Annotated in this window: 13 protein-coding genes; 12 read left to right on the plus strand and 1 reads right to left on the minus strand. The window is 69.9% G+C overall.

The window, feature by feature from the left end; genetic code table 11:
* Positions 1 to 17: 17 nt before the first annotated feature.
* The 6 genes from CU254_RS18495 (at position 18) to CU254_RS18520 (ending at position 6,254) form a co-directional block, all read left to right on the plus strand.
* Positions 18 to 959, plus strand: a complete 942-nt coding sequence (locus CU254_RS18495; protein ID WP_037714092.1) for an ABC transporter permease — start codon at positions 18 to 20, stop codon at positions 957 to 959.
* Positions 956 to 2,782 (plus strand): dipeptide/oligopeptide/nickel ABC transporter permease/ATP-binding protein, encoded by a 1,827-nt coding sequence (locus CU254_RS18500; protein WP_037714094.1) that lies wholly within the window; start codon positions 956 to 958, stop codon positions 2,780 to 2,782. Before CU254_RS18495 ends, CU254_RS18500 begins: the two co-directional genes overlap by 4 nt.
* Entirely contained in the window at positions 2,779 to 3,594 is an 816-nt protein-coding gene (locus CU254_RS18505) for an ABC transporter ATP-binding protein (RefSeq protein WP_009078267.1), read from the plus strand. The genes CU254_RS18500 and CU254_RS18505 overlap by 4 nt, the downstream gene beginning before the upstream one ends.
* A gap of 125 nt (positions 3,595 to 3,719) precedes the next feature.
* Positions 3,720 to 4,310 carry a TetR/AcrR family transcriptional regulator gene (locus CU254_RS18510; protein ID WP_037714096.1) on the plus strand — a complete coding sequence of 197 codons (591 nt, stop codon included), beginning with the start codon at positions 3,720 to 3,722 and terminating at the stop codon, positions 4,308 to 4,310.
* Between the two features lie 665 nt (positions 4,311 to 4,975).
* Entirely contained in the window at positions 4,976 to 5,704 is a 729-nt protein-coding gene (locus tag CU254_RS18515) for an alpha/beta fold hydrolase (protein WP_009078269.1), read from the plus strand.
* Between the two features lie 46 nt (positions 5,705 to 5,750).
* Positions 5,751 to 6,254 (plus strand): hypothetical protein, encoded by a 504-nt coding sequence (locus CU254_RS18520; protein WP_009078270.1) that lies wholly within the window; start codon positions 5,751 to 5,753, stop codon positions 6,252 to 6,254.
* 467 nt (positions 6,255 to 6,721) lie between these two features.
* On the opposite strand, the gene CU254_RS18525 is transcribed toward CU254_RS18520, so the two are convergent.
* On the minus strand, positions 6,722 to 7,360 hold the full coding sequence (locus tag CU254_RS18525; RefSeq protein ID WP_009078271.1) for a TetR/AcrR family transcriptional regulator: 639 nt from the start codon (positions 7,358 to 7,360) through the stop codon (positions 6,722 to 6,724).
* Positions 7,361 to 7,471: 111 nt separating this feature from the next.
* Between CU254_RS18525 and CU254_RS18530 the strand changes: the two genes are divergently transcribed.
* The 6 genes from CU254_RS18530 to CU254_RS18555 all read left to right on the plus strand — a co-directional run bounded on the left by CU254_RS18530 (position 7,472) and on the right by CU254_RS18555 (position 14,010).
* On the plus strand, positions 7,472 to 9,016 hold the full coding sequence (locus CU254_RS18530) for an AMP-binding protein (protein WP_009078272.1): 1,545 nt from the start codon (positions 7,472 to 7,474) through the stop codon (positions 9,014 to 9,016).
* Between the two features lie 11 nt (positions 9,017 to 9,027).
* Complete coding sequence (locus CU254_RS18535; protein ID WP_009078273.1) at positions 9,028 to 10,215, plus strand: acyl-CoA dehydrogenase family protein; 1,188 nt, start codon at positions 9,028 to 9,030, stop codon at positions 10,213 to 10,215.
* Complete coding sequence (locus CU254_RS18540; RefSeq protein WP_009078274.1) at positions 10,212 to 11,534, plus strand: MFS transporter; 1,323 nt, start codon at positions 10,212 to 10,214, stop codon at positions 11,532 to 11,534. The genes CU254_RS18535 and CU254_RS18540 overlap by 4 nt, the downstream gene beginning before the upstream one ends.
* On the plus strand, positions 11,531 to 12,697 hold the full coding sequence (locus CU254_RS18545) for a serine hydrolase (RefSeq protein WP_009078275.1): 1,167 nt from the start codon (positions 11,531 to 11,533) through the stop codon (positions 12,695 to 12,697). Before CU254_RS18540 ends, CU254_RS18545 begins: the two co-directional genes overlap by 4 nt.
* Before the next feature lie 63 nt (positions 12,698 to 12,760).
* Positions 12,761 to 13,327, plus strand: a complete 567-nt coding sequence (locus CU254_RS18550) for a TetR/AcrR family transcriptional regulator (RefSeq protein WP_037717454.1) — start codon at positions 12,761 to 12,763, stop codon at positions 13,325 to 13,327.
* Positions 13,328 to 13,428: 101 nt separating this feature from the next.
* Complete coding sequence (locus CU254_RS18555) at positions 13,429 to 14,010, plus strand: membrane protein (RefSeq protein ID WP_009078279.1); 582 nt, start codon at positions 13,429 to 13,431, stop codon at positions 14,008 to 14,010.
* Positions 14,011 to 14,438 lie beyond the last annotated feature (428 nt).

Genomic DNA, 14,438 nt, shown 5'->3' on the forward strand with positions numbered 1-14,438 from the left:
CGGGGAGGAGCCGGAACATGCTCACATTCATCGTCAAACGCCTGGTGTCCGGGATCCTGCTGCTCGTGCTCGTCACGAGCGGCACGTTCTTCCTGGCGCACACGGCGGTGGGGGACCCGACCGCCGGGCTGCTCGGCAACAGCGCGACCCCCGCGCAGCAGGCGGCGCTGCGCGCCCAGATCGGGTACGACCGGCCGCTGCTCGTCCAGTTCTGGGACTGGCTGTCGCACGCGGCCACCGGCGATTTCGGGACTTCCTGGCGGAATTTCCAGCCGGTCGGCGAACAGATCGCGCTGCGCGTGCCGGTGACGCTGTCGGTCGTCGTTGCCGCGACGCTGCTCGCCGCGGTTCTCGGCGTCCTCGTCGGGGTCGTCTGCGGGCTGCGTCCCGGCGGCGTGGTCGACCGGGTGCTGAAGCTGGCGTCGGTGGTGCTGTTCGCGCTGCCCGGGTTCTGGGTCAGCCTCGTGCTGGTGACCTGGTTCGCGATCCAGCTGCAGTGGTTCCCCGCGGTCGGGTACGTGTCGCCGGACCAGTCGGTGTCCGGCTGGCTGCGGTCGATCGCGCTGCCGTCGATCTCGCTGTCGCTCGGCGCGATCGTGATGATCGCCGAACAGCTGCGCAACGGCTTCCTCCAGGTCGCCAACCAGGACTTCGTCCGTACGCTGCGGGCGCGCGGCCTGTCGTCGCGCCGGGTCACGACGCACGTGCTGCGCAACGCTTCGCCGTCCGCGCTGACCGTGCTGGCGCTGATGTTCGTCGGCCTGCTCGGCGGCGCGGTGGTCGTGGAGATCGTGTTCAACCTGCCGGGGATCGGCAGCCTGACGCAGTCGGCGTCGCAGATCGGGGACATCCCGGTGCTGCTCGGCCTGACCGCGGTGACCGTCGTGTTCGTCGTGATCGTCAACTTCCTGCTCGACCTCGTGCTCGGGTGGGTCAACCCGAAGGTGCGCGACCGATGACCGCTGCCCCGTTCCCCGCCACGCTCGCCCCGGTGAAGCGGATTTCCTTGCTGCGCCGGTACTTCCGCCGTCCGGTCGGCGTCGTCGCGCTGGTCGTGTTCGCGCTGATCGTGCTGGCTGCGGTGTTCGCGCCGTGGCTGGCCCCGTACGACCCGAACCACGTCGACTTCGCGCTCACCCACGCCGAACCCGGCAACGGGCACCTGCTCGGCGGCGACTCCGCCGGTCGCGACATCCTGAGCCGGCTGCTCTACGGCGCGCGGACCACGCTGTACGGCGGGGTGATCACCTGCGTCACCGGCGTGGTGCTGGGCGTGCCGACCGGTGTCGTCGCCGGATACTTCGGCGGCGCGACCGACCGGATCTGCTCGTGGATCAGCGACGCGCTGCAGTCGGTGCCCGGCATGATCGTGCTGCTGGTCGTCGCGGCCGGCACCGGCCAGGACTTCACCGTGCTGATGATCGCGCTCGGCGTGTTCCTCTCGCCCGGCTACTACCGGATCACCCGCGCCCGCGCGCTGACGGTGCGCCGGGAGCCGTACATCGACGCGGCGCGCGTGGCCGGGGTCGGCACGCTGCGGATCCTGCGCACGCACCTGCTGCGCGCGGTGTACGCGCCGATCATCGTGCAGACCGCGCTCACCGCCGGGCTCGCCATCGGCATGCAGGCCGGTCTGCAGTTCCTCGGCATCGGGTCGGCGTCGACGCCCAGCTGGGGCCAGACGATGAACGACGGCTTCCTGAACATGCTGACCTACCCGCTGATCCTGCTGTGGCCGTCGATCGCGCTGGGCGTGACCATTGCCGCGCTGGCGTTCATCGGCTCGACGCTCGCGGACCTGGTCAGCGTCCGCGCGGAACAGCCGACGCGCCGCGGCCGGGCCCGGGTGCGGGAGGCTCTCGCGGCTCCCGCACCGGACGCTTTGGGGACCGGCGGTGCTTCAGGTGCGCACGAGCACGCGGCGGCGGAGTGCGCGCTGCGGATCGAGAACCTGCGCGTCGGCTACGCGACCGACAAGGGCGTCAAGGAGGTCGTGCGCGGGGTGTCGCTGGACGCGGCGCCCGGCGAGGTCCTCGGGATCGTCGGCGAATCCGGGTCCGGCAAGACGCAGACGGTGTTCTCGGTGCTCGACCTCCTGCCGCCGGGCGGAACCGCGGTCGCGGACGGGATCTGGGTCGGCGGGCGCGAGGTCGGGAACGCGGCGGAGCGGGCGAAACTGCTCGGCCGCGAGATCGGGTACGTGCCGCAGGAACCGATGACGAACCTCGACCCGTGCTACCTGATCGGGCACCAGCTCGTCGAGCCGCTGCGCCGCGTGCACGGGCTGGACAAGGCCGCGGCGAATGCGCGGGCGCGCGAGGTGCTGCTGCAAGTCGGCCTCACCGATCCGGACCGGGTGATGGCGAGCTACCCGCACCAGATCTCCGGCGGCATGGCGCAGCGCGTGCTGATCGCCGGCGCGGTGGCCGGGCGGCCGTCGCTGCTGGTCGCGGACGAGCCGACGACCGCGCTGGACGTGACGGTGCAGGCCGAGGTGCTGGAGCTGCTGCGCGAACTGCAGGCCGAGTACGGGATGGCGCTGGTGATCGTCACGCACAACTTCGGCGTCGTCGCGGACATCTGCGACCGCGTCGTGGTGATGAAGGACGGCCGGATCGTGGAAACCGGCCCGGTGGAACGGATCTTCCGCGCGCCGGAGGACCCCTACACCGCCGAGCTGATCAGCGCGTCGCTGGACGACACCGAAGGACGGGACGAATTGGACGAAGCCTGGGAACGGCGCGGCCTTGCCCACGCGACCGGAGAGGAGGCCGGGCGATGACGGCTCCGCTTCTCGCGATCGAGGACCTGGTCGTCGACTACCGGCTCAGCCGCCGGGTGCGCTTCCGGGCGCTGAAGGGGATTTCGCTCGACGTCAAGCCGGGCGAATGCGTCGGGCTGGTCGGGGAAAGCGGTTCGGGAAAGTCCACTTTGGGCAAAGCCGTGCTGGGCCTCGCCGCGCCGGAGTCCGGCCGGATCACCTTCGACGGCGAGGACATCACCCACGCCCGGGGCGCGACGCGACGACGGCTGGCGAGCGACATCCAGGTGGTGTTCCAGGACCCGTACGGTTCGCTGGACCCGACCATGACCGTCGGCGAGGTCCTGGCCGAACCGCTGGTGGTGGCGGGAACCTCGCGCGCGGACGCCCGGACTGTGGTCGCCGACATGCTCGACCGGGTGCGGCTGCCGGGCGACGCGGTGCACCGGTATCCGGGGGAGTTCTCCGGTGGACAGCGGCAGCGGATCGCGATCGCGCGGGCACTGGTCCGGCGGCCGCGGCTGATCGTGTGCGACGAGCCGGTGAGCGCGCTCGACCTGACCACGCAGGCGACCATTCTCGACCTGTTCCTGGAACTGCAGCGCGAGACCGGGGTGTCGTATCTGTTCGTTTCGCACGACCTGGGGGTGGTGCGCCGGATCTGCCACCGGGTTTCGGTGCTGTACCAGGGAGAGATCGTGGAATCCGGGCCGACCGCTGCCGTCACCCGCAACCCGGAGCATCCGTACACCCAGCGACTGCTGCTGGCCGCCCCGGTGGCCGATCCCGCGCGGCAGGCGGAGAGACGGGCGGCCCGGCTGGGGCTGGGGTAAGCGCTCCGGTCGTTCGCCGGGTTCGCGGCTCGGTGCCGCTGCCCGGATTCCGGGCTCGCCGCTCCCGCTGGCGGTCGAGCAGGGTCACATCCGTCGCGGGAGAATACGGGTTAGAGTCTGTAACCATGCCGAAGGTCATCGATCACGACCAGCGACGACGGGAGATCGTCGAGGTCGCCAAAAAGCTGATCATCGAGGGCGGGTTCGAGGCTGCCACGATGCGCAGCATCGTGACCGCGGCCGGGTTCGCCAACGGCGCCCTCAAACATTATTTCCCCAGCAAGGACAGCATTATCGCGGCCACGTTCGAGAGCGTGCTGCAGGAGACTTCGCAGCGGATGTCGGAATTGGATCCTTCGCTGGGCCCGGTGGAGTCGCTGCGGGGTTTTGTCGAGGCGGCTATTCCGTTCGACGAGCATCAGATCGCTTCGGCTCGGGTGTTGCTGGTGCTGTGGGAGCATTCCGTGGCCAATCCGGATTTGGCTCGGCGGTATCGGGAATTGCTCGACAGCTGGCGGGCGGAGTTGACGGTGCGGATCGCTGCTGCTCGGGGGAAGGGGGAGGGGACTGATGCGGCGGTGATCGGGGTGTTGGCGGATGAGATTATCGCGGTTTCCATTGGGGCTAATGTTACTAGTTTGATGCATCCGGTGGGGAAGGTTGCCGGGCGTTATCGGGCTTATATTGACGGGTTGATAGCTCGGATTGGGGATTGAGTCGTCGTTTGTTTCGACTCGTCGCCCTGGGGGGCGACATTGCCGTCGTTTTTGGTTGCGTGGGGCACCCCGAATTTTGATTGTGCTGACGGTTCGGGGGTGCTTGTCAAGGCGGGAAAGATGCCTTGACAAGCACCCCCGAACCGCAGGGCGGCTTTGTATCGGGGTTGGGGGAGGGGTGGGTGCCCCCGGTGTTTGGGTGCACTGGCTGCGGTTTTTTCGCGGCTTCCGGGTTTGCTGCGTGGGGGTTCGCGGCGTGCGGATGGTGCCCCACCGTGGCGTTGGGCGCGCCGGCTGCGGCGGATGACTAGTGCGGCGCGGTGCGGGGATTAGCGACGGGTTCGAGGCGGGCGGTTAGCGCCCCAATGTGGCATTGGGTGCATGCGACGCCCCCAATGTGGCATTGGGTGCGTGGGATGCACCCAATGTGGCGTTCGGTGCATGCGACGCAACCAATGTGGCGTTCGGTGCGTCGGACGCACCCAATGTGGCATTGGGGCGCATTCGGGGCGGCGGCCGAGTCGGGGGTGGGCCGTGAGGGGAACCCTGAGGGGAACCCTGAGGGACTCTGAGTTCGTGAAGGACTCCTTCCGGGAATCAGATTCCCTCAAGGAGTCCCTCACGGAGGTCTGGACCGGGTCCGGGTTTGTGTCTACGCTTGGAGAATGACTTCCGCGTTTCCGGTCACTCGCACGCTTTCCGGTCGGGCCGTCACTGGGCCTCCGGTGGTGCTGATTCATGGGTTCGCTTCTTCGGCGACGTCTGATTGGCCCGCGGAGTACTGGGCCGATCCGCTGGCGGCCGCGGGGCGCGAGACGATTGTGGTGCATTTGCCGGGGCATCCTGGCGGGCCTAAGGTCGCGCACCCCTGCGAGGCCACGGCGACGCGGGTCGTGGACGCGCTGGCGGAATGTGCTGGCGCGGAGGAAGTCGACGTCGTCGGGTATTCGCTCGGGGCTCGGCTTGCGTGGGATCTCGCGGCGCATCCCAAGGTGTCGGTGCGGCGGTTGGTGCTCGGCGGGTTGAGTCCGCAGGAACCGTTCGCGGCGGTGGATCTCGGGGCCGCCCGGCAGGCTGTTCGAGGGGGACCGTCGCCGGACGATCCGTTGACCGGTGCGATCACCGCCATGGCGGCGGCGGGCGACGCGGAGTCGCTGCTGAATCTCGTCGAGGGGCTGGCCAGCGAGCCGTTCGATCCGGGGGCGGGCGTTCCGCGGGTGCCGACGTTGTTTCTCGCGGGGCGGCAGGACTTCATGGCGCACGGGATCGAGCAGCTGGTAGCCCGGGTTCCGGGCGCGCGGTTCCAGCAGGTCGCGGGGGATCACCGGGGTGCGTTGGTCGGGGTCGAGCTGCGCGAGGCGGTGTTCGGCTTCCTCGGGGTCGCGGACCGCTGACGGGCCGAAATGGCCTCCTCGGCGCAGTCGTGCCAGCCTGGAGCGCATGACGACACCGGCGCAGCTCCGCAGAACCGCCCTGTCCTATCCGGAGACGGCCGAGCTTGCCGTTGACGGTACGGTCGTGTTCACGGTGCAGGGCAAGGAATTCGCCGCCCTGCGACCGGATCGTCAGGTCGTGCTCCGGATGACTGCGTCCGATGTGGACGAAATGCGCGCGCAACACCCGAGCGCGCGGCGGGTGGCGCGGGCGGGGGTGCGGTTCCCGATCGAGGACCTCAACGGGCAGCAGCTCAACTACTGGGTGCGCCGAGCGTGGCTAGCCCGCGCACCGAAACGTCTGGCGGCTCCAGTAGCTGCGGCCGGGACTGCGGTGGCGGGCGAAGTGGGCGACTTGCCCAAGGCGATCGGCAGTCCGGCGACTCGGGCATTGCACGGGGCGGGGATCACGACGCTCGCGCAGACCGCTGAATGGACCGACGCCGAGTTGCTGGCCTTGCACGGCGTTGGCCCGAAGGCGGTGCGGATGCTTCGCGAGGCGCAGGCCTGAACTCCGTCAGCGGCGCAGGCGTGCGGCCGCGGCCAGGAGAGGCGTGCCGAGAGCGGTGGCAACGGCTCCGAGTGAGGTGTCAGTGGCGAGGATTCACCGGACCGTCTTCATCGCCAACGTCAGGACCCCGCTCCCATGTTGGCGCACCCGGCTTCGAACTGTGCGACGGCGTCGCCCAGGGCGGTGATTCGGCTTGCGGGCCAGATCGGCGGCCCGGGTGGAGGCGGCGTTGAAGCGGAACGCGGCGACGCTCTGTGGGTCGGCGTTGGCGGTGACCTCCAGGGTGCGCTCGGCCCAGCGTCGGCGGCGGAAGGTGTCCAGCAGGACCGTCTGCAGGTCGGCTCACGCTCGGCGCGTGAGCCGTGGGCCGGAATCGCGGGCATCCTGGCCACGTTCGACGCCGAGCTGACCGACGTCCGGCCGAACTCCGGGAGGATTGCCGACGGGTGGCCGAGCGGTGGGCCAAGTCAGGACTGCGGTGAATCCGCCCCGGTAGGCGCGGGATCCGGCGGGTCGCCCTCGAAGCCGTTGGCCCAGTAGCGGCCGCGCAGTGAAAGGTTCTGCAGCATCCCGGTGGCCTCTTCGGCCGACATCGGCGCGGGCTCCGTTTCCAGCCACCACCGCAGCACGGCGAGCTGTTCCCCGACCCACGCCCTCGCCAGCACGCCGAGGTCGATGCGCGGTTTGACGTCGTGGTGGTCCGCCCGGGACTGGAACACCGAGCACACCGCGTCGATGCGCGCGTCGGTGAATTGCCGCAGCGCTCGGCCATCGCCCTCGCCGCGCAGGATGAGCAGGTAGAGATCCCGGTTTTCGCGGGCGTGCCGGAACAGCTCGAGCGCCGGTTTGCCGGTGAACCCGACTGAGGACGCCGGGACCAGCGGGCGCAGGCGTTCGTCCAGTTCCTCCTGGAGTTCGGTGACCACGTGTCGCAGCAGGGCGTCCTTGTCCGGGTAGTGGCTGTAGAACGTCGCGCGGCCCAGGTCGGCCCGTTCGGTGATGTCTTCCACCGTCACGTTGGCGTATCCGCGTTCGAGCACCAGCGACACCAGCGCGTCGCGGAGCAGGCCGCGGGTGCGGCGGGTCCGTCGGTCAGTGGTCGGCAAAGGGCCCCCTTCGGTCGGTGCCGGCCCGAGTGTAGCGAACTGTTGACACCGCGACCGTTAATAGACACAGTGTTCAGCATTGGTCAGTCTGACGGAGAACAGGGAGTCGGCGTGAACCTGGGCAGCTATGTCACCCGTGCCAGCACGTTCTGGCCCGAGCAGCCGGCGCTGGTGTGCGGCGAGCGGCGGTGGTCCTACCGCGAACTGGAGGAGCGGACGAACCGGCTGGCGTCCGCGCTCCTCGCGTCCGGCGTCGAGCCCGGGCAGGCGGTGGCCACGTTCTCCGGCAACAGCGCGGAGCTGGTGGAGACCGAGATCGCTTGCTACAAGGGCGGTTTCCTGCGGGTGCCGATCAGCGCGCGGCTGTCCGCGGGCGAGGTCGAGCACATCCTGGCGGACGCGGACGTGCGGGTGCTGCTCGTCGACGCCGAGCACGCCGAAGCGGCGCAGAAAGCGGCCACGGGGACGTCGTGTTCCCTGATCGACTACGACGGCCGCACGCCGGATGTCCGGTCTTACGCCGAGGTGCTGGCAGCGGGGTCGGCGGAGCCGGTCGCGGTCGAGGTGGGCGCGGAGGATCCCTCGGTCCTGCACTTCACGTCCGGGTCCACCGGGAAGCTCAAGGCCGCGGTGCAGACGACCGGGAACCGGCTGGCGAACATGCGCAAGCGGCTGATGAGCCCGGAAGGGGCACCCGCCGTCGAGGAACGGTATCTGGCCGCGGGTCCGATCACGCACGCGACCGGAATGGGTTTGCTGGCGGCGTTTTCCCGCGGGGCGACCGCGGTGGTGCTGCCGCGGTTCACCGCCGAGGAATTCCTGCGGACGGTCGAGAAAGAACGGATCACCTCGACGTTCCTGGTGCCGGTAATGCTGAATATGGTGCTGTCCCACCCCGGCCTCGGCGACTTCGACCTGTCTTCGCTGACCTGCCTTCGGGTGGGCGGCGCACCGGTGTCGCCGCAGCGGTTGCGCGACGCGGTCGCGGCGTTCGGTCCGGTGGTGATGCAGGGGTACGGCCAGGGCGAGACCACCAGCGGTGTCACAGTGTTGACCTGCGACGACGTCGTGCGCGGCATCGAGGAGGACCCGGAGCTGCTGTCGTCGGCCGGGCGGCCGCTGTTCGACTCCGAGGTTCGCGTGGTCGACGACGAAGGACGGCCAGTGGCTGCCGGGGAACTCGGCGAGGTGGTGGTGCGCGGACCGGACTGCGTGACGGAGTACTGGCACGAGCCGGAGCTGTCCGCGGAGACGTTCCGCGACGGCTGGGTGTACACCGGCGACATCGGTTACCTGCGCGCCGACGGCTATCTGTTCATTGTGGACCGCAAGAAGGACCTGATCATCTCCGGCGGCTACAACATTTACTGCACCGAAGTGGAATCCGTGCTCTACGAGCATCCCGCCGTGTCGGAGGCGTGCGTGGTGGGCGTGCCCGACGAGCAGTGGGGCGAAGCGGTGAAGGCGGTCGTCGTCCGCCGGTCCGAGGTCACCGCCGAGGAACTGATCGAGTTCTGCGCGGAACGGTTGGCGCGCATCAAGAAACCGCGTTCGGTGGATTTCGCCGGCGAACTCCCGGTGAACCGCAACGGCAAGATCGACCGGCGCGCGGTGCGGGACCGGTATTGGGCGGGCGAAGCCCGGAAAGTCCACTGAGGAGGCCCGGCATGTCCTTCACCCTCACCCCGGCTTACGACCACAACCCGCGGCTGGCGGACCTGGTCGGCCGGTTGCGCGAATACCTGTCCGGCGAACTCGCCGACTACGAGGCCGCGCTCGGGCTGACCCCGGAGACCCCGCTGACCCGGGCCGTGATCGAACCGGTCTGGAAACGCTGCCGGGAGCTGGGTTTCTACGGGGTCCACCTGCCCAGCGAGTACGGCGGCCTCGACCTGACGTACACCGAACTGGCCGCGCTCAAGGAGGAAGTCGGCGCGTCCGGTCGGATCCTGTACCACTGCGTGCTCGGCGACCTGGGCGGCCCGCTGCGCGCCGGCGCGATCTTCTCGACGGCCACCGACGAACAGCGCGAACGGTACCTGCTGCCGGTCGTCCGCGGAGAACGCGCGTGCTGCTTCTCGCTCACCGAAACCAATGCCGGGTCGGACGTGCGGGCGATGCGCACCGTGGCGACCCCGGACGGCGACGGCTGGCGGATCAGCGGGCGCAAGGTGTTCTCCTCGGCCGGCCCGATCGCCGATTTCTCCGTGCTGGTCGCCCGGATGGCGGGGGAGGGCGAGAGCTACTCGGCCTTCCTGGTCGACCTGGACTCCCCGGGCTGCACCGTCGCCGACGGCGAGGTTCCGATGTCCGGCCAGCACATCGAGTCCGACATCATCCTCGACGACTGCTACGTCGGCCCGCAGCAACTGCTCGGCCGCGTCGGCGACGGGCTGCGCATCGGGCTCGGCCGGGTCACCACCAACCGGCTGCTGCACTGCCCGACGGTGCTCGGCCACGCCCGGCGCGCGCTCGAACTCACCATCGAATTCGCCCGCACCCGCCAGGTGTTCGGCGGCCCGCTGGCGGCGCTGCAGTCGATCCAGCACAAGATCGCCGACATGGCCGCCTCCTACTACGCGTCCCGCGCCATGACGTACGACGCACTGTCCGAATTGGACTCCGGAAGCACCCCGAGCACGGAGGCGTTCATGTGCAAGCTGTTCGTCGCGGAGAACGCCTTCCGCATCGCGGACGAGGCGGTGCAGATCCACGGCAAAGCCGGGCTCGTGCGCGGGGCCGAGGTGGAATGGCTGTTCCGCCGCCTGCGGATGTTCCGCGTGCTGACCGGATCGTCGGAAATCCAGAAGAACGGCATCGCCAAAGCCCTGCTCCAGTCCGGAGCGCAGCGGTGAAGCCCGTCGGGACCCGGCCGCGCTCGGCCGCGCCGACCGACGGCGCCGCGGGGAGCGGCTGGCTGCGCCGCTGGTCCGTGGTGGCCATGCTGCTGCTGTTCATGCTGATCAACTACGGCGACAAGGCCGTCCTCGGGCTCGCCGCGCGCCCGATCATGCACGAGTTCGGGCTGAGCCCGTCGCAGTACGGCCTGCTGTCCAGCGCGTTCTTCTTCCTCTTCAGCGTGTGCGCGCTGGCGGTCGGCTTCGCGTCGAGCCGGATCTCGACGCGGTGGATCCTGCTGGTGCTCGCGCTGGTCTGGGCGGTGACGCAGGTGTCGGTGGTCGCGGCGAGCGGGGTCGGGCTGCTCCTGCTCAGCCGGATCGTGCTCGGCGCCGCCGAAGGGCCCGCGCAGCCGATGGCGCTGCACGCCGCCTACAGCTGGTTTCCCAACGCCAAGCGCAACATCCCGAGCGCGCTGATCGTCGGCGGCGGCGCGCTGGGCGGGGCGATCGCGACCCCGCTGCTCACCCTGGCGATCGTGCACTTCGGGTGGCGGGCCGCGTTCCTGGCCATGTTCCTCGTGGGCTGCGTCTGGTGCGTGCTGTGGCTGGTGATCGGCCGCGACGGTCCGGTCGACCTGGCCCCGGCCGGCGCGGCTCCCGTTCCGGCCAGCCGCGTTCCGTACCGGCGGATCCTGCTCTCCGGAACGTGGCTCGGCGGGTTCACGGGCGCGTTCGGCGCGTACTGGACGTCCACGCTGATGGTCGCGTGGCTGCCGTCCTACCTCGAAATGGCGCTCGGCTACAGCGCCGGCGAGGCGGCCGCGATCACGACGATCCCGTGGGTGGCCGGGCTGGTCCTGACCTTCGCCCACGGCGCGCTCACCCAATGGCTGCTGCACCTCGGCGTGCCCAGCCGGATCGCCCGCGGCATCCTCGGCGGCTGTGTGCTGATCCTGGCGGGCTTGGCGATGGTGCTGCTGCCGACCGTGACCCAGCCCGCGCTGCGGATCGTCCTGATCGCCGTGGCGTTCAGCTTCCACGGCGTCACCTTCGCCAACGGCCAGACGGTCAACAGCGAGATCAGCCCGCCCGCGCAGCGAGGTGCGGTGCTGTCGGTCAGCGTCGCGCTGGTCACCGTCGCCGGGCTGCTCGCGCCGTATCTCACCGGTCGGCTCGTGGAGGCCGCGGACGGACCGGCCGCCGGTTTCGCCACCGCCTTCGCGATTCCCGGAGTCCTGATGATGGCCGGCGGGGTGGCCGCGCTCTTCTTCGTCCGTCCGGAACGCGACGCCCGGCGCATCGCGGCACTCGCTGTAGTCAAGGAGAAACCGTGACCACTCCGTACACAGTGGACAATGCTTATTGGAGCCGCGGCTACGTCGACCCGGCGTTCGTCCGCTTCGGCATGACGCGCGCCCGGGAAACCGGCCCGACCCGGCGGGTCTGGCGGGGCGCGGGCCTGCGCTGGGACCTGCCGGAGGATCCCCGCGACCTGGACCACCTGCTGGTCGACGCGCGGGGTGCGGCCATGAAACTGACCGAGTTCCTGGCCAGTGCCGAAACTGACGCGATCCTGGTCGCTCATCGGGGAAAGATCGTGTACGAGCGGTACTTCCACGGCATGCGGCCACACGACGTGCACCTGTCCGCGTCGGTCGCGAAGTCGTGGACCGGACTGCTCGCCGCGCTCCTCATCGACGAAGGCATGCTCGATGCTGACCGCCCGTTGGCTCATTACGCACCGGAACTCGGCGGCACTGCGTTCGGCGACGCCTCGATTCACCACCTGCTGCACATGGGCACGGTGATGAACTACGGCGGGCGTCCGTTCTATAAACCTCTTGAAGCGCAACGGTATTTCGCCGCGGTCGGCATCGTGCCCCGTCCCGCTGGCTATACCGGACCGACCAGCGTCAAGGAGCATCTGGCCACCGCGCAGGCCGTCGCGCCGCCGGGCACTGAATTCCGCTACGACAACGGAAACACCGAAGCTGTCGCGGAAGCCCTTCGTCGCGTCACCGGCGTGAGCCTCGCCGAACTGTGGAGCGAAAGGGTCTGGGCCCGGCTGGGAGCGGACGAGGACGGTGCGTACTGCCTGGATTCCACCGGGACCGAGATCGCCTGCGGCCGCTACAGCGCGACCCTGCGGGATCTTGCCCGGGTGGGGGAGATGCTGCGTCGCGGCGGGACGGTCGGCGACCGGCAGATCGTGCCGGAACGCGTCGTCGCCGATCTGGCCAACGTGCCGCCCGGACCCGCGCGGCGCGCCTTGCCGACCGGCGCGGTCCGGCCGATCGGGTACCACAATTTCTGGTGGGTTCCTGACGACGGCCACGGCACGTTCGGCGCGCGAGGCATCCACGGGCAGCGGCTGCAGGTCAGTCCGGGGCGGGCACTGGTGATCGCCCACTACGGCTCGCATGTGATGTCGCCGTCGGTTCCCGTGCCGCCCCTGGAAGCGGTGTTCGCGCAGATCGGCGACCACCTGGCCGGGTAGCGCGACCGGGCGGGACCGACCGTTCTCTCTGCTAGCGTTGCCGTTGTGGTGCAGAAGATCCAGGTGTCCGAGGCGCGGTCGCGGCTGCTCGCGACCGCGACCCGGATCTTCTACGCCGAAGGCCTCCACTCGGTCGGGATCGACCGGCTCGTGGCGGAGGCCAAGGTCACGCGGGCCACGCTGTACCGGCATTTCCCGGGCAAGGAAGACCTCGTCGTCGCGTATCTGCAGGGCGTGTCCGAGATGGAACGCGACGGCATCGGCAAGATCCTCGACGGCAACCCTCCCGCGGTCGACGCTTTGCGGGCCATCGCCGGGCAGATCGCGGAGAGCATCCAGTCGGCGCACTTCCGCGGCTGCGCTTTCCTGAACGCGGCGGCGGAATACCCGGACCCCGCGCATCCCGTGCACCAAGCCGTCCTCGCGCACCGCGAGTGGTTCCTCCGCACCGTCACGGAGGTGCTCGCGCGGATCGGTTCGGCCGCACCGGAGCCCGCGGCCCGGCATTTCGTAATGCTGCGCGACGGTGCGATGGCCGCGGGCTGCTTGACGGATTCGGCCGAGGTCGGAGAGACGTTCCTCCAGGGTGTCGACGGTCTCCTGCGGCACCGCGTGCCTCCTGCCCCGTAAGACTTCGGAAAGACCGTCCGGCATTGACGCTGCCCGGGCGGGCCGACAGGCTCAGTGGGAGACAGAACGTTCGTTCTACCTGAGTCCTCGGAAGGATCCTCGTGACCATCGTTGACAAGCCCGCCGCCAGTGCGGCCCCGTTGCGCCGACTGTATTTCGCGCGGTTCGCCTTCGCCCTCGTCTGGGCTGCGCTGCTGTTCCTCACGACCAAGTCGCAGCTCGGCCCGCTCGGGGTGGTCCTGGTTGTCGGGTACCCGCTGTTCGACGTCGCGGCCGCGGTCGTGGACGCCCGCTCGACCCGGGCCGTGGGGCTGTACGTGAACATCGCGATCAGCCTGCTGGCGGGGATCGGCCTGGCGGTCGCCAGCGCGTCCGGCGTCCCGGCGGTGCTGCGGGTGTGGGGTGCTTGGGCCGTCGCAGCCGGTCTGGTGCAGCTGAGCGTGGCGGTCGGGCGGCGCGAGATGGGCGGCCAGTGGCCGATGATCCTCAGCGGCGGCATCTCCGTGCTGGCCGGGGTGAACTTCGTCCTCAGCGCCGGCGCGCCCGCCCCGTCGCTGGCCGCGGTGGCCGGGTACGCGGTGCTGGGCGGGATCTTCTTCCTGGTCTCGGCGCTGCGGCTGGGGCGCACTCCCGTTGCGCGGGGGATTAAAGACTCCGGCAGCGCGGACGTCCGCCCGCGGTGACTGCGGGTCGTGCCGGATTAGCGTCGCGGGCGGGACCTCGAGCACGAGGGAATTCAGTGCGAATCCTGGCGCTCGACCCTCGTTCGTCCGGTTTGGAGGCAGCGGTCGGACTGGCGGGCCCCTTGGCGACCATGACCGCAGTGGGCACCAGGTCCGCACTGGCTCCGGTGGTCCCCGCGTTGTGCGGAGCTGGCAGGTCAGCCGGAAGTCCACTGTGGACCGCGCGATTCCGGTGCGCCGGGCCGGCTCGGAGGATGGATACGGGGCCGACGGCGGCACCTGCTCGTCCCGCGACGCCGAAACCCCGGTTTGCCCCGGGCCGGTCTTTGCGGCATCTTTACGCGTGGTGTGCCGGGAAGTCTGGTCGGCCTGCCCGTGCCCGGCCGGGCGGCGGGCGGTCCGTTCGACCCCGGGGAGTCCGAGGATGC

This window comes from Amycolatopsis sp. AA4 (genome assembly GCF_002796545.1).
Lineage (GTDB): Bacteria > Actinomycetota > Actinomycetes > Mycobacteriales > Pseudonocardiaceae > Amycolatopsis.